At 44.0% G+C, this 22,332-nt stretch carries 14 protein-coding genes; 2 read left to right on the top strand and 12 right to left on the bottom strand.

Annotation, left to right across the window (positions count from 1 at the left end; genetic code table 11):
* From U0033_RS28735 to U0033_RS28715, 5 genes are all read right to left on the bottom strand, one after another.
* A complete protein-coding gene (locus tag U0033_RS28735) occupies positions 1–3,408 on the bottom strand; it encodes a SusC/RagA family TonB-linked outer membrane protein (RefSeq protein WP_072361651.1) in 3,408 nt (1,135 codons plus the stop codon).
* Between the two features lie 169 nt (positions 3,409–3,577).
* Positions 3,578–4,540, bottom strand: coding sequence for a FecR family protein (locus U0033_RS28730; RefSeq protein WP_072361648.1), 963 nt, complete (start codon positions 4,538–4,540; stop codon positions 3,578–3,580).
* 38 nt (positions 4,541–4,578) lie between these two features.
* Positions 4,579–5,166 (bottom strand): RNA polymerase sigma factor, encoded by a 588-nt coding sequence (locus U0033_RS28725; RefSeq protein ID WP_072361645.1) that lies wholly within the window; start codon positions 5,164–5,166, stop codon positions 4,579–4,581.
* Positions 5,167–5,349: 183 nt separating this feature from the next.
* On the bottom strand, positions 5,350–9,762 hold the full coding sequence (locus U0033_RS28720) for a PKD domain-containing protein (RefSeq protein WP_083571544.1): 4,413 nt from the start codon (positions 9,760–9,762) through the stop codon (positions 5,350–5,352).
* A gap of 117 nt (positions 9,763–9,879) precedes the next feature.
* Complete coding sequence (locus tag U0033_RS28715; RefSeq protein WP_143150733.1) at positions 9,880–12,849, bottom strand: PKD domain-containing protein; 2,970 nt, start codon at positions 12,847–12,849, stop codon at positions 9,880–9,882.
* Positions 12,850–13,045: 196 nt separating this feature from the next.
* Here U0033_RS28715 and dnaG point away from each other — a divergent pair, with 196 nt between their 5' ends.
* A complete protein-coding gene (gene dnaG, locus U0033_RS28710) occupies positions 13,046–15,025 on the top strand; it encodes a DNA primase (protein ID WP_072361636.1) in 1,980 nt (659 codons plus the stop codon).
* Between the two features lie 73 nt (positions 15,026–15,098).
* On the opposite strand, the gene U0033_RS28705 is transcribed toward dnaG, so the two are convergent.
* The 4 genes from U0033_RS28705 to U0033_RS28690 all read right to left on the bottom strand — a co-directional run bounded on the left by U0033_RS28705 (position 15,099) and on the right by U0033_RS28690 (position 18,167).
* A complete protein-coding gene (locus U0033_RS28705) occupies positions 15,099–15,596 on the bottom strand; it encodes a dihydrofolate reductase (RefSeq protein WP_072361633.1) in 498 nt (165 codons plus the stop codon).
* A gap of 29 nt (positions 15,597–15,625) precedes the next feature.
* Positions 15,626–16,420, bottom strand: a complete 795-nt coding sequence (locus U0033_RS28700) for a thymidylate synthase (RefSeq protein ID WP_072361630.1) — start codon at positions 16,418–16,420, stop codon at positions 15,626–15,628.
* A gap of 79 nt (positions 16,421–16,499) precedes the next feature.
* A complete protein-coding gene (locus U0033_RS28695) occupies positions 16,500–16,949 on the bottom strand; it encodes a hypothetical protein (RefSeq protein WP_072361628.1) in 450 nt (149 codons plus the stop codon).
* A gap of 39 nt (positions 16,950–16,988) precedes the next feature.
* Positions 16,989–18,167 (bottom strand): proline dehydrogenase family protein, encoded by a 1,179-nt coding sequence (locus U0033_RS28690; RefSeq protein WP_072361625.1) that lies wholly within the window; start codon positions 18,165–18,167, stop codon positions 16,989–16,991.
* Positions 18,168–18,368: 201 nt separating this feature from the next.
* Here U0033_RS28690 and U0033_RS28685 point away from each other — a divergent pair, with 201 nt between their 5' ends.
* Positions 18,369–19,148 carry a FecR family protein gene (locus U0033_RS28685; RefSeq protein WP_143150732.1) on the top strand — a complete coding sequence of 260 codons (780 nt, stop codon included), beginning with the start codon at positions 18,369–18,371 and terminating at the stop codon, positions 19,146–19,148.
* A 2-nt stretch (positions 19,149–19,150) separates the two neighbouring features.
* Here U0033_RS28685 and U0033_RS28680 read toward each other — a convergent pair whose 3' ends face one another.
* The 3 genes from U0033_RS28680 to U0033_RS28670 form a co-directional block, all read right to left on the bottom strand.
* Positions 19,151–19,648 (bottom strand): hypothetical protein, encoded by a 498-nt coding sequence (locus U0033_RS28680; protein ID WP_072361618.1) that lies wholly within the window; start codon positions 19,646–19,648, stop codon positions 19,151–19,153.
* 222 nt (positions 19,649–19,870) lie between these two features.
* Positions 19,871–20,908: a sugar phosphate isomerase/epimerase family protein gene (locus U0033_RS28675; RefSeq protein WP_083571543.1), complete on the bottom strand. Its 1,038-nt coding sequence runs from the start codon at positions 20,906–20,908 to the stop codon at positions 19,871–19,873.
* A 383-nt stretch (positions 20,909–21,291) separates the two neighbouring features.
* Complete coding sequence (locus tag U0033_RS28670; protein WP_072361615.1) at positions 21,292–22,308, bottom strand: bile acid:sodium symporter family protein; 1,017 nt, start codon at positions 22,306–22,308, stop codon at positions 21,292–21,294.
* Between the last annotated feature and the right edge of the window lie 24 nt (positions 22,309–22,332).

Below are 22,332 nucleotides of genomic sequence, written 5' to 3'. Positions count from 1 at the left end.
TTAGAATGACACATTGAATCCGAAAGTGTAGGTCTTTACCTGTGGGTAATACCTGCTGTCATTTGGCGTTTCCGGATCTATATCATTAGGCAGTGAAGAGAAAGTAAGCAGGTTGGAACCACTTACATACACACGGAATCTGTCAAAACCTCCTGATTTACCAAAGATGTTTGCCGGCAGAGAATAGCCCAGTGAAACATTCTTCAGACGCAGGTATGCACCGCTTCTTACCCAATAGGAAGAGGAAAAATAGTTCTGTGTACTTGTCTGCAATCTTGGGAAAGCAGCACCCGTATTTGAAGGCGTCCAGCTATCCAGGTGTTCTTTCCTGAAGTTACCATCAGTAGAAGTAGGCGCTCTTTCGATAGGCAGGGTCATGATATCCACTTTACCCACACCCTGGAAGAATGCAGAGAAATCAAAGTGCTTGTATGATGCACCCAGGTTGAAACCATATGTAAAGCGTGGCATCGTGTTACCAATATTCACGAGATCACCACCTTTGCGATCCAATGCCTGACTAATAACACCATTACCATCGATGTCTTTGTAGATCAGGTCACCTGCACCCGTTTTAGGATCCTGCGTAGCATGGGATGCTACCTGTTCTGCTGTCTGGAAGATGCCTTCTGATTTGTAACCATACAGCGTATTGATAGCCTGACCTGTTACATAACCGGTATAAATATTATTGTTATCCTTCGTGATCTGGTCAGAGCCTTTCACATCCAGGATCTTGTTTTTCACATCAGCGATGTTGAAACCAACATTGTATTTAAATCCTTTATCCCCAATTGTATTATGATAGTTCAGCCCCAGTTCCCATCCTATGTTCTGTACCTTTGCAGCATTCATAGCGGCAGGATCCAGACCTACAGAAGATGGAATCGGCAGGGTCATCAAAATGTTCTTAGTTGTTCTGTTGTACCAGTCGAAAGTTACATCCAGTTTATTCAGTACAGTTGCATCCAGACCAATATCAGTCATAGTTGCAGTTTCCCATGTCAGACCACTGTTTGGATAGATCTTGATACCCGCAGTAGGGTTCAGCACACCACCAAAAGGATAACTGTTATAGTTATAAGTAGTCTGGTAAGGATAGTTTACAATCAGTGGATTGTCCTTATCTACAATCACCCTGTCATTACCTAACTGGCCCCATGAACCACGTAATTTCAGGTCATTCAGCCAGGTAATATCCCGCATAAATGATTCCTGAGATACTCTCCAGCCCAGTGAGAAGGAAGGGAATGTACCCCAGCGCTGTCCATCAGGGAAGCGGGAAGATCCATCACGACGAATGTTCGCTTCGATCAGGTATTTCTCATCGAAGTTATAATTCAATCTGCCGAAGAAGGATACCAGGTTGTATTCCATAGCCCAGCCCTTGTTGGTCTGTGTACCCATTTCACCACCATCCAACTGTGTGGTACCCGTAGCCAGGTTCTTTCTGAAACCATACAGGTAGTCAGTCGTTTCATTCAACTGAGAAGCACCACCTAAGAGTTTGAAGGAATGCTTACCAAATTGTTTGGTATATTCAGCTATACCCTGGAAGTTTTTGAACCAGTAGCCCTGTGCCTCCTTGATCAGGGAATTCTGACCAAAGGGCTTGGTAACGGAAAGATCAGGATGCAGCGGATCAGTTTCGTAAATCAGGATCTTTTCGCGCTGAGAGTTGTAATCTGACTGGTAGTTCACCGCAGCGGTACCTGTCAGTTTCAGACCTTTTACCAGGTCGTATACACCTTTAAAGTTACCGGAGAACAGGTTGCTCTTGTAGTTGTACAAACCACCTTCTTCCTGTAAACGGATTGGGTTCTGTCCACCTCTTACAATACCCCACTGTCCATCTTTAAATCTGTTTACAGTGAGTGGGTTAATCACAGCACCCTGACCAAACTGGTACCACGCAGAACCAGCTACACCCTGTGGTTCATTTCTATCATTCAGACGCGCAGAAATGTCTGCACTGAAAGTCAGTTTCTTCGTCACATTGATATCAGTGTTCAAACGAACAGTGATCCTGTTGAAATCCATGTTCCGGATCAGACCTTTCTGATCGAAATAGTTAGCAGAGAAATGGTATTTCACATTTTCGGAACCACCTGCTATACCCAGGCTATGTTCCTGTTGAAACCCGCTACCGGTCAGAATTTTCTTCAGCCAGTAGTTATCAGGATAAACATCGGTATCACGGTTAGGGTCGTTATAGGCAGAAATCTGTGTATCAGAATAGATACCGGTACCAGCAGTCTGGTTCACCAGTTTCATGAAATCCTGAGCACCTACATATTTTGCAAGACGGGCAGGTTTCTGCCAGCCGAAATAGTTGGAATAAGTCACCTTTGCTTTGCCGGTGGTACCTCTTTTTGTAGTAATGAGGATCACACCATTCGCTGCTCTCACACCATAAATTGCAGAAGCAGCAGCATCTTTCAGTACAGAATAGCTGGAGATATCATTCGCATCTATATCGTTCATGCTCATCTGCACACCATCTACCAATACCAATGGATCAGTATTATTAAATGTGCCGACACCACGGATCTTCACAGTACCCTGGTCTTTACCAGGCTGACCGGAACCAGTAGTTACCGTAACACCCGGCGCTACCCCCTGCAATGCAGTAGATACCTGGCCGATAGGTTTAGCGCTGATATCCTTACCATCAATGGCAGTCACAGCACCTGTTACGTTTACTTTTTTCTGTGTACCATAACCTACTACAACGACTTCGGAGATACTTGTAACATCCTGCATCAATTTAATAGAAAAGTTGGTGGTACCATTTACAGGTACTTCCTGTTTTACATATCCAATAAAGGAAAATTCGAGCGTAGCAGTAGCATCAGGAACATTCAGTTTCCAGGTACCATTTACATCGGTAGTTGTACCAGTGGTAGTACCCTTTACCAATACAGTTACACCCGGAATAGGTTGTCCTTTGTCGTCTGTCACCACACCTGTAACAGGTATAGCTCTCAGCGCGCTACTGGTGATCATTTCGGGGGAAATGGATGAAGCGATGGTATTTAAACCACCATTGGAAGTAGTAGGCGTAGCAGGTTCATCATCCTGAGCAAAGATGATATAGAAACCTTCTCCGAGTTTTTTATAACGCAGTTTATTTGGAACGGTAATAGATTTCAGCTCTTCATCAATGGAAGTGGTGCTTTCTTCTACGTTCGACAACTGCAATTTGGCCAGCTTACTTTTGTACATGAAGTGTACATTGTATTTGAGCTCCAGTTTGTCCAGAACTGTCTTCAGCGATTTTGTCTGCGTTCTTTCGAAAGGAGCCGTGCCGGATTTCCCCAGCATAGCCAGGTCCTGGGCACTGGCAGGCATGTTATTTAAACATGCTATGCCCATAGCCGCCATAAAGGCACTAACGAACTTGTTCATGTGAGTGTGGTTTGTGTTTCGTTACCTAAAAGTCATAAGAAGTCCTGCTTCGCTATTGAGCGAAAGAGCTACGACCTTTAAGCATAAATGAAAATTTAAAGCGCTGTTACGTTTGCATGCTGTTGTACACCAACATACATCTCATACGGCATTGGTTGTTTCGTTTTTCTTACTCTTTTTCTATTATAACTTTGTTGTTTTCCTTTGTAATCTTTACATGAAATAGTTCTGACAAACCCTCCAGCAACATGTCCATTTGCTGACCGGGCACAGTGCCGGTGAACTGCTGGCGTAACAGAGAGGAGTCCCTGATCTCTACTGCTACTCCATAAGTATCTTCCAGTTGCTGTGCCAACTGGGAGAAAGTGGCATTTTCAAAATGAAGATTGCGCTTCGTCCAGGAAGTATAGGTCCGTGTATCCGTATGCTTCCTTTCCACAGTCTTCTGCTGTTGCTTGAATTCTACCAGGTCACCTGGCTGCATAACGATTGTCTTTTCAGGATCTTCACTGCTATGCAGGCGAACTTTACCTGAATTAAGCACTACCTGCATACGACCATGTCTGTCTATAAGATTGAAAGTAGTACCCAGTACTTCTACCTGCATTTTGCTGGCTGTATTTACCAGAAAAGGACGTGGAACGGGTGTAGGGTGAACGGAGAACCAGGCTTCCCCTTCTATCCAGACTTCCCTGTTTTTCGCGTGTTTCCAATTATCATAATAACGTAAAGTACTGTTGGCATTCAGGGTAATTACCGATTGATCTGGTAATACTACGGTACGCAGTTCTCCATAAGCTGTATGAATTACTTTCAACTGTTGGTAATGGTAAAAGGCTACTCCTGCATAGGTTGTCACGATTAAACCCGCTGCGACAGCGGCAACTTTCAGCATAGTATAGATGCGGCGGCGTGGCTTGTATGCAATCGTGTTCATCACACGCTCATACAGTGCCGGTGGCACGGTCACATCACTTCCTTTTCCTTCCTCCAGGTCCCGCAGGATCGATTCTTCCAGGTACCGTTTACCGTCATCAGTAGAGAACCAATCCAGTACAATCCTATATTCTTCGGGTGTACATTGATCCTGTCTGAACTTTTGTAAAAGATGCTGGTCGATAAGCGGCTTCATATATATTACTACACCTAAGAATTAAGAAAGTATTATGTCTAACGAAAAAAAAGTTTGTAAACGATTACAGCGAAGGTAAAAAGAAGCTTTAAAACAGATTTCAGGGTCTTGCTGGCTTGTGAATACTGGAACTTAACGGTATTGATACTCAATCCTAAACGCTGGGCAACCTCTTCATTGGAGAGGCCCAGCTCCGATTTCATTTTAAAGATATGTTTCTTCTGCGCCGAAAGGCTGTTGATAGCAATATCTACAGCTTTTTTATAATCATTGAAAATAATGGCGGATTCAGTTTCCTGGTGAATTTCGCCTGCATTGTAAGAAATCTCATAGTTCTTGACAAGCATACGCTTGTTGTTTCTGATGAGGTTCAGGATATGGAACTTGAGTGTTTTAAACAGATAATTACGGACACCCTGTATCGGATCCAGTCCGTCTCTGTGTGTCCACAGTCTGACGAAGGTTTCGTGCACAGCATCTTCAGCAGCCGCTTCGCTCTTTAAGTATTTGAATGCTACACTGTACAGTAATTGGTGATAAGTAGCATATAATTCCTCAAATGCGGAGTGATCGCCGTTCTTCAGACGCGTGGCCAGAATTTGATCGTTGTTGATTTTTGATTCCATTCCGAGTTAGATAAAATTAGGCCGGATATGGAACTTTATTAAATGTAAAATTACCCATTACAGGTATTTTTTTATCAGGAGCGAGGTCTTGGGGTTGATTATAAAGGAATTACCCGCTATTTCTAAGAAAAACCGCCGTTAATCTGAACGATTAACGGCGGTTCAAGATAAATAAGGAATCTTTTATTGAAGAATAATCGTCAATACCTTTTTAGTATTATATCCTGATACTTCTACCAGGTAGAAGCCCTTAGGCAATGTGGACAATTCCAGTAACTGTTGTTGCTGGCTGGTTTTAATTGTATAAACGACAATTCCCTGGGCATTATACACTTTCACCAACATCTGCTGGGTGAGCGGGTACCCGAATTTCAGGTAAACCTGCCCTTCAGATGGATTAGGGAAAGCACTCACTGTATTGCTTCCTAATGAGACGTTGCTAATCGCTGTAATCACAACCGCACGGGCATCAGATAGACTGCTGCAGCCTTTTCCATTCAGCGCGGCGACCTTGTAAGCGCCATTTGCTCTTGCACGAATAGCGTCACTTGTAGCACCAGATATAGCCACATTGTCCTTGTACCATTGCAGATCGTAGACGCTGCTGGTAAAGAGACTATCGCCTACCTGTGTGATGACAGGCTGTGCTGGCTGATTGGTAATAGCAAAGGTACCAGACCAGCTAGTCGTATCAGCAGGAGAACTGGATATTACTCTTACCGTATAGTTGGAAGCACATGCAAGTGTTGCCGGTATTGCCACTGAAAGGTTTGCAGGATCAGTACCTTTTATCGTACCAAGGTTGACCGCTTCAGTAGCGTAGATGGTACGGCCATTCGGATCTTTTACCTGCAGCTGGATAGTAAATTCATTGTCTGTATTGAAAGTGGTATTGCCGAAATCAGCAGAAAGATTCAGCTGGCTGGCATTTGCAGCAGGTGTTGTTACTTCCGCCTTTGCAGGTTCAGGCGTATAATTCAGGTATTTTGAATACGTACAACCGTATTTAGGTTTTACAAAAACTTCGTATTTGCCGGCACCGGAGGGAATGATAAACCAACCTTTACCGGGAATAGCAACGCTGTCTTTACTCCATTCAAGCGTGAAGAAAGATGGATCACGATAGTCTGGTCTGGCAAAGATAGTATCCTGTGTGCCACGGTGTAAAGAGAGACTTACTGATACCGGAAGCCGGTAGTTATATAATGCTTTGGCAGTCGTATATGAATTACCTGATGATGTTACTGCCGTGTATGTCATTTCGAAATTGCCCTTGGTAGTAAAGGTATGCCATCCATCTTCAGTAGCTGTCGTACCATCTCTGTAGTCAAATGTTTTCGAAACGATCGTTTCACCTGCAGACAGATTTTCCATATCTCCACTTATATAGTAAGTCGCGGAGTCACATGAAGACATAGTGTATGTAAGGCGTGCTGCATGGTGGATAGAATCTGCATATTGGAAGGAATCACTTCCGGATAAACAACCTATTTTATTGTTAGCCCAAACCATATAAGCGCCGGAACCAACCGGTAAGATATAATTTCCTGTATCCTTTAATGCTGTATTATCTCTCATCCACTTATAGGTAAAGTTAGCAGGCGGTACTGAGGCCATCAAGGTATCCGGATTACCGGGCAGGTAAGTGAGGACTGGTTTGAATTCTGGTGCTACCACTACATCTACGCCTGCCTGACCACGAATATGACCGCAGGTGTCATAAATACTGACAACGTAGTAGTTGCTTTCCTGTACCTCAATACTATTGCGTGATAAACCCGTAGACCAACCCAAAGTGTATGGCCCCTGGTGGGTAGTGCTTGCAGTCAGGATCTTAAAATCATAACAAGGGAATGATGAATCCCAATCCACTTTAATTTCAACAGGCCATGGCGTCTTGTCTACCTCCGGCACATTCACATATTGCGTTACTGACGCAGTATCACCCTTCAAGGTCCTGATAGAAAAAGAGACCGGATAAATTCCTTTACCATTAAATATATTATAGGTATCCTGTGAGAGTACACCACCTGAATTATCAAACTGATAATAAAAACTTATTACGGAATCACCCGGTGTGAGATTATTATATGCTCCATAGAAAGTATACCAGGAAGAATCGCAGTTAACCGGAACGGCTGTAAATGATGCCTTCAGTTTTGCCACAACATTATACTCCAATGGCACTGTACTTTTCATACATCCCGCCGTATCTGATAATGCAGCGATATAAGAAGCGCCCTTCAGCAAACCTGTCAGGTATGATTTACTTTCATTCTGTAACACCACACCGTCACGATACCATTTATAAGTATATGCATGACTGTCATCAGGTGTACAATAGATCGTATCTTTCCCTGCATTAAGTGCCAGGGCCGCGGTATAAGGATGCAATGTCACCGTAGCAGAATCCCGCAAATAACTATTTCCACAGGTATCCTGCAATACTGCATAATGCAATCCACTTGTAGTAACAGGATATACATTACCCACATATTTACCATCCCATACTACCTGGTATGCATTCGTTGCTGACACACTTACAGCAAGTCTCGCTGTATCATGACAGGCATTCAACCCATCACTGATCACCTTCAATGAAAGAACCGGGAATGTATAGGTATCAATGATGGTTTTACTTAACCCATAAGCTGAAACCATTGTCAATGAAGGGCTCACAGTTCCACCATCTTTCTTCACAATAGTTAATCTATCAGTACGGGAAGTATCTTTACCTGCCACCCACAAATAAGAAACAATGCTGTCTCCATAAGGTAAAGATGGCGTAACTGTAAAGTCGATCGCATTCAAACCACAGGCAGAAGGAAGTCTGGAGATCCCGTAGCTGAATCCTTCACCGGGAGCGATATAGGTCAGCGGCCAGGATTGGCGGAAACAGGAATCATTCCTATAAGCATATGCACTGTAAATACCACTTTTTGTTGGATATGGAGCGGCCGTACCCGTACCTACCAGTGTATCATTTCTATACCATTTGTAAGTAATATCAGCCATAATATTACTCACCTTAATACTATCACCCACCTTCGCAATGATAGGTCGTATTACCCGATCCAGGAACAGGTTCAGCGTATCAGTTGCACGGATATTACCACAGGAATCTTTTAAATTAGCGATATAGATACCTGAAGAATCCGCAATCGCCATATTCATATCGTATGCGTAACTGGTTCCTTTCTCCCAGGAAACGGAATATTTACCTTCAGGCGCATTGGTTGTGGTCCTCAAATAAGCTCTAAAGCTACAGGGATAGATACTATCAATAGCTATCTTCAGTTTCCAGGCTCCTTCAGAGCTGATCGTCTTACTCATAACTGCACTATCACCTGATGCATTAGTGATAATTATGCCGATCACATTCAGGCCCGAATCTATCTTCAGTACAGGATTCCTGTCCATAGACGCATAACGTCCGTTTACACTCCATTTATAAGCCACGATACTATCAGCATTACCGGTATAAGTACAGCTGATCGTCAGCGGATCACAATTGACATGGCTGTATTTAAACACGGGACTTAATTGCCCTATCACATTTACATTCACTGTCTCCGTTATAGACTGGTACAGGTAATTCAGCGACAGGGTATATTTTCCGGATTGAGTCACCACCAGATAACCTGTTGTATCTGTCTTTATCGTACCATCTGGTAGCGTCCAATTGTAGAAATATCCCGGGTTGCCAGTCCTTAAGGTATCTCCATAATTCATGGTAATATTCTGCCCATTCCAGTCATCAAAACTCATCCTTGCATTCTCCACCTTTCTTGTAGCTGTAACAATAGTATCACATTGCGTACCCCAGCCAGCAGGCAGGGTAGCCTTGAATGAAACAGAAAGCGTTTTACCCATTATACCTTTGTACCAGATGTAATTGGTTTGCTTCAGCGTATCGGCTGTTACGCCTGCTCCCCAGTCAATATCATATTTGGTGCCTTTCGGAAATGGATACAATGCACCCCAGTCAATCAGTACCGAATCTGTATTCAGATTATAGCTCACCAGGAGCGGGTCTCCGATCGTCAGCACATGGGCAGGTTTTATGACATAAACTGAGTCTGATATGTACGTTCCACACTGCTGCTGGTAAAGGATATACTTACCCGTACTATCCGCGCTAATAGTATTTGCAGAAGAGCCCGTAGACCACAATAGCTGCACGGGGAAGCTTCCTGTCATATGCGAATAGGCCTGGTTGCTCAATTGCAACTCACTACAAGCCACATAGTTGTGAGGAATGCCAAAATCTATGAAAGGATAAATGTTAATGGCTACACTACTACCAGCTGCCGTAGTTGAGTCTATGTGACCGTTGATGTCAGTAACAACCAGGCTCACTACATACTTCCCTCTGCCACTGTAAATATGGGTCGGGTTTTGTTCAGTAGAAGAAGTGCCGTCTCCAAAAAACCAGTTCCAGGAAACAATCTGACCGGTACTCTGGTCAGTAAAATGTACGGTTCGTTGTGGGTAACACATTTCCGCAGAGTCAACAGCAAATCGGGCTGACAATGTTTGTGCTGATAAATAGGTCCCAAAACAAAGCAATACAAACAATAGTAGAAATCTTCTCATGTATGTATAGGGATTTTTTACAGATTATGCGGGTCAAACTTATTATAAAATACTCACAAATAAAAAAGCCTGCCGGTATAGTTCCCGGCAGGCTTCACATACTAATATTCTAATTGCTTACTGCAATATGATAGTCAGCACCTTACGGGAGTCCTTCAGTCTTACCTCCACAGTATAGAATCCTCGTGGCAAAGCAGTCAGATCCAGTAATGACTGTTGCTGTAAGGTGGTGGTAGCGTAAACAACCGCCCCATTTAAATTGTACACTTTCACAAATACTTTGTCTGACAGGGGGTACCCAAACTTCAGGTTTACCGGCCCTTCAGATGGATTCGGGAAAACACTTACCGTATTAGCTCCCAATGAAACATTACTGATAGCAGTAATCACTACAGCACGGGCAGCAGAAAGGCTGCTACAAGCTACCCCATTCAATGCAGCTACCCTGTATGCACCATTTGCCCTTGCCCGGATAGCTTTACTTGTAGCACCGTTTATAGCCACATTATCTTTAAACCATTGCAACTCATAAATACTGTTGGTAAACAAGCTATCGCCTACCTGTGTAATAACAGGTTCTGGCGGCTGATTGGTAATCGTAAATGGAGATGACCACAACGTAGTATCAGCAGGAGAATTGGATACCACCCTTACTATATAGTTGGATGCACAATTCAGTGAATCAGGTATCTCTACTGATAAATGAGCAGGATCAGTGCCTTTCACTGTTCCCAGATTGATTACCTCATCTTCGGCCAACTTACGACCATTCACACTTTTAACAGTAAGCTCTATCGTGAATTGGTTGTCATCTTTGAAGGATGTAGTTCCAAAATCAGCAGAAAGATCCAGCTGGCTGGCATTGGCAGCAGGAGGAATTATCTGCGCCGGCACCGGCTCTGAAGGTGCAGGTGGAGCCGGTGGGGTATATGCTATGTATGAAGAGTCCTTACAACCATTTTTAGCAGTCGTATAAAGATTATAATAACCACCTACGGAAGGCAGGAGATACCAGTTATTACTCCCTGGTATAGTTACCCCATTCTCAGTCCAGCGATCCACCGTATAGTCAGATATATCACGATAGTCTGGCTTGGCAAGGATCGTATCCTGCACACCACGATGTAAGGAAAGACTAATAGAAACAGGCAAACTTGTCACCAATACAGATTGGGTAGCAGTATATGCATTACCGGTTGAGGTAACTGCAGTAAAAGTCACCGTAAAATGCCCCCTGGATGTATAGATATGTTTCCCATCTGCACTGGCAGTAGTACCATCCCCGAAGTCAAATGATTTCGAAACCACTACATCGTCCTTATACAAATGCTCCATGGATCCACTTACAGCATATTCAGTAGAATCACATGAATACGGGGATATACTGAGCACAGCTACCGGAGGCGTATACTCCATATTCAGGGATACGACGCAACCATTTTTAGCGGTTATGTAAACATCGTACCACCCTGCATCTTTTGGAATTACATACCAACCATGATTATTAAAGTCCTGATTTCCGTTTACACCCCACCATTGTACCGTATAGAAAGACGTGTCACGATAATCAGGTTTAGCAAAAATGGTATCCTGTACACCGTGGTGTATTGAAAGACTTACTGAAACAGGTAAACCGCCAACATGTATTGATTTGCTGGTGGTATAAGAATTACCAGCTGAGGTGAGTGCTGTAAAAGTTAAGGTATAAACTCCCGGAGACGTATAGAGATGACTGCTATTCTCAGCAGCAGTCGTACCATCTCCAAAATCAAATGATTTCGAAACAATCGTTTCATTCGTTAGCAGATGATCAACTCCTCCACTAATGGTATACGTAGCAGAATCACAGGAAGGAGACGCATAAAGGAGCGCTACCTGCTGCGTAGTATCAACAGGAGTTGTTGGCGGAGGTGTATATTCCATATTCAGGGATACTGCACAAGCATTATTAGCGGTTATGTAAACATCGTACCACCCTGCATCTTTTGGAATTATATACCAACCATGATTACTAAAGTCCTGGTTCCCGTTTACACCCCACCAATGCACGGTATAGAAAGACGTGTCGCGATAATCCGGCTTGGCAAAAATAGTATCCTGCGCACCCTTGTGTAAGGACAAACTTACAGAAACAGGTAAGCCGCTAACATATATTGATTTGCTGGTTGTATAGGAATTACCTGTTGAGGTGAGCGCCGTAAAAGTTAAGGTATAAGCACCCGGAGAAGGATAGAGATGACTGCCATTCTCAGTAGCAGTTGTCCCATCTCCAAAATTAAACGATTTAGAAACAATTGTTTCATTCGTGCGCAGATGGTCAACCCCTCCACTGACGGTATATGTGGTAGAATCACAGGAAGGAGACACATAAAGGAGCGCTACAGCCCTGGCTGTATCAACAGGTGGTTTTGGCGAAGGCGTATACTCCATATCCAGGGATACTCCACAACCGTTTTTAGCGATCATGTAAACATCGTACCCCCCTGCATCAGTAGGAATTACATACCAGCCATGATTATTAAAGTCCTGGTTCGCGTTTGCACCCCACCATTGTACGGTATAGAAAGACGTGTCACGATAATCAGGTTTAGCAAAAATGGTATCCTGTGCCCCCTTGTGTAAGGACAAACTTACAGAAATAGGTAAGCCCGGAATCGATACTGTTCGGGTAGTTGTATATGTATTACCTAATAAAGTTACTGCCGTAAATGTTACCGTGTAATTACCAATGGCTGTGTACAAATGATTTCCTTCTGCGGTACCCGTAGTACCATCTCCATAATCAAATAACTTAGTCATCACGACATCATTCTTCACCAGATTTGTAACCGTACCATTTATATAATAGGTAGCAGAATCACATGAAGCCCTGCTCATTATAATAGAGGCTTTCTGTGTTGAATCAGCATCATATCCCAACTTTTTGTTCCAGGAACTAACATTTCCTTTAATATAATCTGCAAAATGTAATGCCTGCTGAGCTGCAGTCACCACAGCGGAATCCATGGGATAACGAGCTGTTAGTGTGCCTGCAGATAAATATGTTCCAATGCAAAGCAATACAAACAATAGTAGAAGTTTTCTCATTCAGGTATAGGGTTGATTAATTTTATCAAAGATAACCTGAAAATCATTCCTATTACAAAATATTCACAAATAAACAAATGGTCAACATAAGAGAAAGCAAGATTTACCCACAAAACTCCATCCTGCTTAAGCAACTTGATTCTCAATACCTTACAGGTAATCTCCCCCATTCCCCTAAATACCCTAACTTTACCCCGTGATATCGCAACAAACCATACAACAAATCCTTGCCCGCATTGACATTGTAGAGATTGTCGGGAATTTCGTCAAACTGAAAAAGAGAGGTGCCAACTACCTTGGCCTCTGTCCTTTTCACAACGAAAAAAGCCCCTCATTTACTGTCACCCCCAGCAAGGAAATCTACAAATGCTTCGGTTGTGGTGCCAGTGGAAACGCCATCAAATTCCTCATGGAGCACGAAAAATACTCCTATGTGGAAGCCCTCCGGTGGCTCGCCCAGCGCTATGATGTCACCGTAGAAGAAACCGAAGTCAGCGCAGAAGTAAAGCAACAGCAGCAACTGGCTGATAGCCTTTACATTATCAACAACTTCGCAAGAGAATACTTTTCCAATACCCTCTTCAATACCGAAGAAGGCCAGAACGTAGGTCTCAGCTACTTCGAGGAAAGAGGTTTCACCCAGGAAACCATCCGCAAATTCCAGCTGGGCTATAGCCTCAATGCCTGGGATGCCTTTACCAAAGCCGCCCTCGCCAAAGGCTATAACCTGGAATACCTGCAAAAAACAGGTCTCGTTACCATCCGGAACGAACAACCCGGTGATAACTACAGGGGCCGCGTGGTATTCCCCATCCACAACCAGAGCGGTAAAGTTCTCGGATTTGGAGCCCGTATCCTCGTCAAAAATGACCGTGCACCCAAATACGTTAACTCCCCGGAGAATGAGATCTATGTCAAAAACAGGGTCTTATATGGTACCTACTTTGCCCGACATGCTATCGACAAACTGAATGAATGCCTGCTGGTAGAAGGATACACCGACGTTATCTCCCTGCACCAGGCCGGGATTGAAAACGTAGTGGCTTCCAGTGGTACCTCCCTCACACAGCACCAGCTTCGCCTGATCAAGAAATACACGAACAACCTCACCATCCTCTTCGATGGTGACAACGCCGGTGTAAAAGCAGCCTTGCGGGGTCTGGATATGGCAATCGAAGAAGGCCTGAATGTGAAGCTGGTACTCATCCCTGACAAAGAAGACCCGGATAGCTATGTACAGAAAATAGGCGCTGAAGCCTTCCGCCAGTTCATTGCAGACAATAAACAGGATTTCATCCTGTTCAAACTGCAGATTTCCATGCAGGATGCCGGTAATGATACCACCAAAAAATCACAGCTGGTAAATGAAATTGCGGAGACCATCGCCAAGATCGATAAAACAGAAGACTTCACCCGGCAACAGGATTATATCCGCCAGTGTAGCCAGGTACTAAAGATCGATGAACAGGGTCTGATCAACCTGGTCAATAAATTCATCCGGGAGAAATTACAGAAGAAAGAACAACAGTTTAGCAGAGACCAGGAGAAAAATGCGCCTTCACAGGATGATGATCTTTCGCCGGAAGCCATCGCTGCCATGGAAGCCATGGAAAATGGAGGGGGGGTGTCTGACAACTTCTTTAATCCCGACGAAAGACAGGAACGGGAACTGGTGAAAATACTGCTCCGCTTTGGCGATAAACCTTTCAGTGAAGAAGACCAGAATACCGTAGCTGATTATATATTCCGCCTGCCATATGATTTCGAATCACTCGCAGATAATGAGATTGTGAAACGCATACTCAGGGAATATAAACAGATGTATGATGAGGACAACCTGCCTGATAAGAAATGGTTCCTCTATCACAGCGATCACGATGTAACCGCCATGGTGGTACAGATCATGGAAGATAAAGAAGCTGAGCTAAGCCCGAAATGGAAAGAAGAATTTGAAATTGACACCGTGTATGGAGATAATGCCTACCTGAAAGATACGATCTCTACCACGAACTACCTGATGCTCCGCAAGATCCGGAAAATGATCATCGAAAATCAGCAGGAGCTGGAGAAATCGACAGATTTTGAAGCGCAGATCAATTGTATGAAAATGCATAAACACCTGAAGCAGCTGGAGAATGAGTTGACGAATGGCTTGGGAACGGTGATATTCAGATAATAAAATGAAAGGCCGCTGCAATCGCAGCGGCCTTTCATTTTATACGCCATGGCCTGCAGCCGGCTAAAGAATTTTATTTCTTAAAGTCCCATACCTGGAAACTCATTGAATACTTATGCTTCTCATCCTTCTCATACTTTTCATCCTTCACCTTCTCCCACTTCGTCTGGTCAAAAGCAGGGAAATAAGTATCCCCTTCCACCTCTGCATGCACCCTTGTCAGGTAGATCCTGTCTATAATGCCCTTTTCAATCGCCATCTTAAAGATCTCTCCTCCCCCTGTTACAAAAACTTCCTCAGTACCAAAGGTCTTCGCCTTTTCGATCCCCGCTTCCAGTGAAGGTACCACGATCAATCCCGGACTTACATACTCCTGCTGACGGGTGATCATGATATTAGGTCTCCCGGGAAGTACTTTCCCTAATTCTTCAAATGATTTACGACCCATAACAATTGGTTTCCCCATTGTCGTGTCTTTGAAATATTTCATATCTACCGGCAGGTGCCATGGCAGATGATTATGAATACCGATAACATTATTTTCAGATGCAGCAACGATAATAGAGACCAATGTATTGAATTTAAATGAGGAAGAATGACTTATACAGCTACCGGCGCCTTGATATGCGGATGGAACTGGTAATTTTCCAGTCCGAAATCTTCATACTCAAAGGAGAAAATATCCTTCTTAGCAGGATTGATCTTCATCTGTGGCAGTGGATAAGGAGTACGGCTCAGCTGTAGCTTCGCCTGTTCTATATGGTTGCTGTACAAATGTACGTCGCCAAAAGTGTGCACAAAATCACCCGGTTCCAGGTCACATACCTGCGCGATCATCATCGTGAGCAGCGCATAGGAAGCGATGTTGAAAGGTACGCCCAGGAATACATCTGCACTACGCTGGTAGAGCTGGCAACTGAGACGTCCATCCGCAACATAGAACTGGAACAGGCAGTGGCATGGACTCAGCGCCATCGCTGGCAGGTCTGCCGGGTTCCATGCTGTTACAATGATACGACGGGAATCGGGGTTCTTTTTGATGGTATTTATAGCATCGGCGATCTGGTCTATGACTTTGCCATCTTTGGTTTCCCAGCTACGCCATTGTTTGCCATAAACAGGACCCAGATCGCCGTTTTCGTTGGCCCATTCATCCCAGATCCTTACACCATTGTCTTTCAGGTATTTAATATTGGTATCGCCCTTCAGGAACCAGAGCAGTTCGTAGATAATGGATTTCAGGTGCAGCTTCTTGGTAGTTACCAGCGGAAAACCTTCCTGGAGATTAAAACGTAACTGAGCTCCAAAGCAGCTGATAGTGCCTGTACCAGTACGGTCTGTCTTTACAGAACCCTGGTCCAGGATATGTTGGAGTAAGTTGAGGTATTGTTCCATTCCGCAAAAGTAATGAAAAAAGGATCGCTTCCGCGTACTGCAAAAGCGATCCTTCTCAGGAGACAAATGTCTTTATTTGTTATTGTGCCCTGTTATACTTGAATGTACAACCTTCCGTACAATTCAGGCCAGACACATATATAGCATTTTCATACACCTTCAGATACACAGTTGCTCCGGTGGAGCCAGTCACAGGTTCATAGGTCATACTTGTGAGTGTATCACCAGCTAAGCCCTGGAGTGCGAAAGTGTTTTTGGAACCATCTGTATTTACAAATACGCTGGTACCTGAGAAAGAGATCACTTTATATTCGGATACATCTTTCCACTCACCAAGGGAACCATCTCCAACTCGTTCGGCAGTCAATCTCCAGGTACCTGCCAGGTTTTTTGCAGTGGCCGATTTAATTAGGCTTCCTTCTGCTTTGGTGGTCACTTCATATTTTTTCCCCTCGTTGTCCTTTTTGCAGGCAAATGTGAATGCTGTCAAAGTCAGTGTTAACAAAATAGCAATGTGGGTAGATTTCATAAATGGGTTTTTCTTTAAAACGTTCCCTTTATGAAAAAGTTACAAGCCTCTTCTTTTCATCTCCTTGCGCAGTAATCCCAATTCACGGCCCATTTGTCCGGAGATGGAAGTATTTTCCTGTGCACGGCGAATCAGGTAAGGCATCACATCCTTTACAGGTCCATAAGGCAGGTATTTGGATACGCGATAACCGGCATGAGCCAGGTTAAAGGTGATGTTGTCGCTCATTCCATATAACTGGGAGAAGCTGACATGGGGATGTTGGTGAGGTAGATTTTGTTGTTCCAGCAGCCGGGCCCCCAGCATACTACTGTCTTCATTGTGTGTGCCAATGAAAACCGCCAGTTTATCGAGGTGTTGCATGCAGAATGCTACCGCAGCGTTGTAATCTGTATCGGTAGCTGCTTTGTTCGGTTGGATCGGGGATGGATATCCCATTTCTTCGGCGCGTTTACGCTCCTTTTCCATATAAGCACCCCTTACCAGTTTGGCGCCCAACAGGTAGCCCTGTTGCTGTGCTTTCTGGAAAGAAGTTTTTAAGAACGCCAGGCGATCGTGACGATACAACTGGAAAGTATTGAAAATGACTACGTTTTCTTTGTTAAACTGCGCCATCAGCATATCCGCCATGTCATCTACCGGCTGTTGAAGCCAGCTTTCCTCCGCGTCAATGAGCAATGCCTTGTTGTATTTGGCAGCAGTCGCAGCAATGGTTTGAATACGCTTTGTCACCCGGTCAAACTCCGCTTTTTCTTCAGTTGAAAGGGTTTCGCCTGCATGAATTTTTTCCAGCAGTGAAATGCGGGCAAAGCCGGTCACCTTAATGGCAATGAATGGAATGCTGGCCTTGTTAGCAGCGTATTCAATCGCCCGGATAAATTCAGGAACTGCATGATCGTAGTTCTCCTCCCCTTCCATGGCTTCCACACCATAGTCCAGTACGACACCTACATGGTATTGATCCAGCGTTTCAGCGGTACGGGCCGCCTCCTGCAGGTTTTCGCCGCCGCAGAACTGGTCGAAGATAGTGGTCTTAATGATTCCCCTGACTGGCAGGTGCATCTTAAAGGCTAAAGGCGTCAGTGCCGCCCCCAGCTTTACCAGCCAGGGCTTACCTATATTGCTAAACAGGAAGTCAGCTTTCTTTAATGCTTTATCTGTTCTGGATTCAAAGGCGATTTCGGTATTCTCGAATGATAATGGTTGCTGCTTTTCCATGGGCCGCAAAGTTAAGGTGCCGCCACACATCATCAATATTAGGTGATCCCTGCTTTCCCCCAGGTTTAGATAATATCAAAACAAGTGAAGTTTTAATTAAATAAATGAATAATAAAGGTTCATTTTTTATTTGATCCAAATGGGGATACGGCCTATAATTTTTTCTTTATTTTTATACCTTCATCAAAATCAAAATTCCCAGTGCCTTCAAACAAAAAGTCCAGCAAGTGGCTGTATATCATTATCGTTCTTACCTTATGTGGCACCACAACCGCTATGTATTTTTTCAAAGCAGGAAAGAAACCTGCCCTGGCATCATTCAGAGAATCCCAGGTCGTTTATACACCGCATGAAGGAACACAGGGTGCCCGTACCCGTTTCACCCTGCCAGATAGTACCGAAGTATTGCTGAATGGAAAATCGACCGTACTGGTGCCGGATAACTATACCCAGACACATACCTTGCTGCTGGATGGGGAAGCCTGGTTCAATACCCCGCATGCACTGAAGGTAGTAACCAATATCCTTACCCTGAGCAGTACTACAGCGACCTCTTTCAGAATTCGATGCTTCGAAGCACAACAGGGGGCAACCGCCTACCTGGGTAGCGGTACCATACAGGCAGCCAAATCTTACCATTCCACTACTGATAACCAGGCAGAAACACTGGGCATCGGCAATATGGTGCTGGCTAATAAGGAGATTGACCTCATGGAAAAAGAAACTTACCAACCTGCCGAACTGGATCAGTGGCTGAAAGGAGAACTGAGTTTTTCCAATGTACCGTTCATGAATGCGATGCATACACTGGAAGAATGGTATGGTACGGAAATTTATGTAGAAGGAGATGTGTCTGAATTGGGTAATGTAAATGGTGCTTTTCCAAATCAGTCACTGGATAAGGTGCTAAATGCCTTCCAAAGTAAAATGCGTTTTAAATACCAGTTCAAAGGAGACAGGGTAAAGGTAAAGGTGGATTAAAATCAGTTTTCCGGCATCCAGTCCAGGGTCCGGGTATCAGCCATATTATCTGCCTCCACTTCGACCGCATCAATCACTACCGTGATCTTATTACTGACACGATCCATATTATCATAAGCCGCATATTGCAGGGTAAACCGCTTTCCCTGCAGTTTTTCGGGGATCCCTATGACGATGGCATCATCTCCATAGTTCCCTATTTTATAGAGAATCCGGGTACCCACAACCTGAACAAAATACCCTGCCAGGAAGCGATCCCTTGGATTGGGATAGATATATACATATTGGTTATCCACATTCCTGTGAATACCAGTCATCAGTTCCGGTGCTTCCGGATTAGCGGATGCTACCGGAAAACCGCCCCTGGTGCAGGTACCATAACCTACCCCTAGCACCTCCTTTTCGTCTACATCCTCAAATAAAGAGATCAGCTTATCAATATAAAAGGCAAGGATAAACAGTATACTTGCCAGGATTCCGAATAAAATTAACTTATCCATCGAGGAAGGTTGTGCTACAAACTTAAGGTTGCTGACAAAGATTTTGGAGATGAACTACTAAACGGCGGACGAAAGAAGAATCTAAAAACTGACTACTAATATATTATAAAATTATCAAATCCAAATATAATTGATAAATGGTAAGAAAATGATAACCTTCCTTTTTTTCGGTCATTTAACTTAATATGGTCACTATAACTGTCAGAGATAAAGGGGAGGAACTTAGCTAAGTTCCTCTCCCACTTTCTTCAGGAGTGCAAGTGTTTTCTTCACCCCTTCGTCTTCGGACAATGTGTTGCCCTCGAATTCTATACCGATATGACCTGTATAACCGGCCTCTTTCACGATCTTCAGTATTTTATGATAGTCTGTTTCTATGCAGTTACCATTTGCATCGAAATCATAGGTTTTGGCACTCACACCTTTTGCAAAAGGCATTAATTCGCTTACCCCTTCATAGCGATCATATTCTTCCAGGCATTTTGTCTTTGCCCAGGCTTCAGGCGTATTCGCTTCGGGCTTTGTTCTGTTCAGACAGAAATTGCCAAAATCAGGGAGGGTACCGCAATTAGGGCGGTTGATTGTTTTCATGACACCAGACAGCCATTTGCCATTAGAGGAAATGCCGCCATGGTTTTCTACAATCACATTAATATTATGCGTGCTTGCAAATTCTGATAATTTAGAAAGAGATTCTTCTACTGCTTTTGCTACATCTTCCGGTTTTCCCGTACCGGCAGCATTTACGCGGATGGCATGACAACCCAGGTATTCCGCGGCCTCTACCCATTTGTAATGATTTTCTACTGCCTGCAATCTCTTCTTCACATCCTGATCACCCATCTCCCCTTCGCCATCACACATAATCAGTACACTTCTAACACCATTGTCACTACAGCGTTTTTTCAGATCAGCCAGGTAAGCTTTGTCCTTCGCCTTGTCCATGAAAAACTGGTTTACATACTCAACCGCCTCAATACCGAAATCCTTTTTCGCCTTTACAGGAAAATCAAGATGACTCATCTGTTTGGCAAATAAAGCACGATGGAAGGACCATTCCGCCAGGGAGATCTTAAAAAACAGGGATTTTGCCGTACCCAGCGCTTCTGCTTTAGTGGCGGCAGTGGAATCCTTTGTACCTGATTCTTTTGTTGACAGACCATTATTACAAGCAGCAAGGAAACCTGGAATCATACCAGCACCCATTGAATACACTGCCATTTGACGAAGGAAATCCCGGCGATTAGAAGGAGAATTCATATACGTGGTTTTGATTGATAAATGTGGATTCCGGCCCCGTTTTTGAGACCTGCTTATTCACTAACAATTTATCAAATTAAGCGCACAAAAGAAAGATGCCCCGGAACTATTTATAAAAATTTCACCGAAAGGCATACTTTTTTCGCTTATAGTTATTATCTTTTGCCTCTCATTCCCGTTTGTCTTTATTATAGATTCCACCACGTGATGCCGAAAGGTGTCTTGTATGATAAAACATGAGCCGTACTACTTACGGTAGTACGGCTCCTCCACGTTATCTATTCCTTATTTTTCATTTATAATTTTACAAAGTAGTCACTCATTTTGGGATTCAAATTCTCAAGTAACGGCTGCTATGAGCGGTTGCCGCTCAATATCCATTCCTATTTATTTTCACTCACCACATCTCCCTCCGGCGGATGCCTGTGCCACCAGCTCGCCAGCAAAGAACCTGTCACATTCATCAGCGGCCCAAATACTGCAGGCGCCAATCCTACTGTTGCTATCTTCCCCATACTCTTCGCTATCGCCGATGCCAACCCGCTATTCTGCATCCCCACCTCTATCGCAATCGTTCTGCAATCCTGCTCCTTCATCCTGATCAGCTTACACAACCAATATCCCAATCCATACCCCGATAAATTATGTATCAATGAACTTAGGATCAACAGCAATCCCACATCCAGCAAAGCATCCCGCCCATGCGCCGTAATGATCACGATAATCAGTCCAATCGCTGTCATAGAGATCTTAGGCATAATATCATCCAGCCATTTCGCCTTCCCACTCAGAAAATGATTAAAGACCAAACCCGCTGCCACCGGCAAAATCACCAGCTTAAAAATATCCCACATCATATGCGTCACACTGATGTCTATATAACTTCCCGCCAGCCACCGCATCAACAACGGCGTTACAAAAGGTGCCAGCATGGTGGAAATAGCCGTTAGCGTTACTGACAATGCAATGTTCGCCTTTGCCAGGTAAGAGATCACATTGGAAGCCATGCCACAAGGCACCGTACCCACCAATACCACACCCGCCGCTATCTCCGGCGGAAACCCGAACAAATGCGCCAGGCCCCAGCCTATAAAAGGCATAATTGTAAAATGACAAAGTACTCCCGTCAAAACACCCATCGGCATCCTGATTACACCATAAAAATCCCCCAGGCTCATCGCCGTTCCCATGCCAAACATGATGATCTGTAATAAAGGCGTGATCAGCTTTGCCAGGTCATAATCCCCAATGTGGGTAAAATATTGCGGATAATATAGTGATGTTGTCACCGCAGCAAAGATCATTAACGTGTATACATAACCGCGAGTCTGCGGTTTCCTGGAAAATAATATTGCCAACAGGATCCAAAAACCAATAATATAAGGGCCCAGATGATTCATAAGTGGATGTTTATTTTTACCGTG

The sequence above is a fragment of the Chitinophaga sancti genome (assembly GCF_034424315.1).
Classification (GTDB): Bacteria; Bacteroidota; Bacteroidia; order Chitinophagales; family Chitinophagaceae; genus Chitinophaga; species Chitinophaga sancti.
The sequence above is the reverse complement of the archived record's forward strand: the minus strand, read 5'-3'. Positions and strand labels throughout refer to the sequence as shown.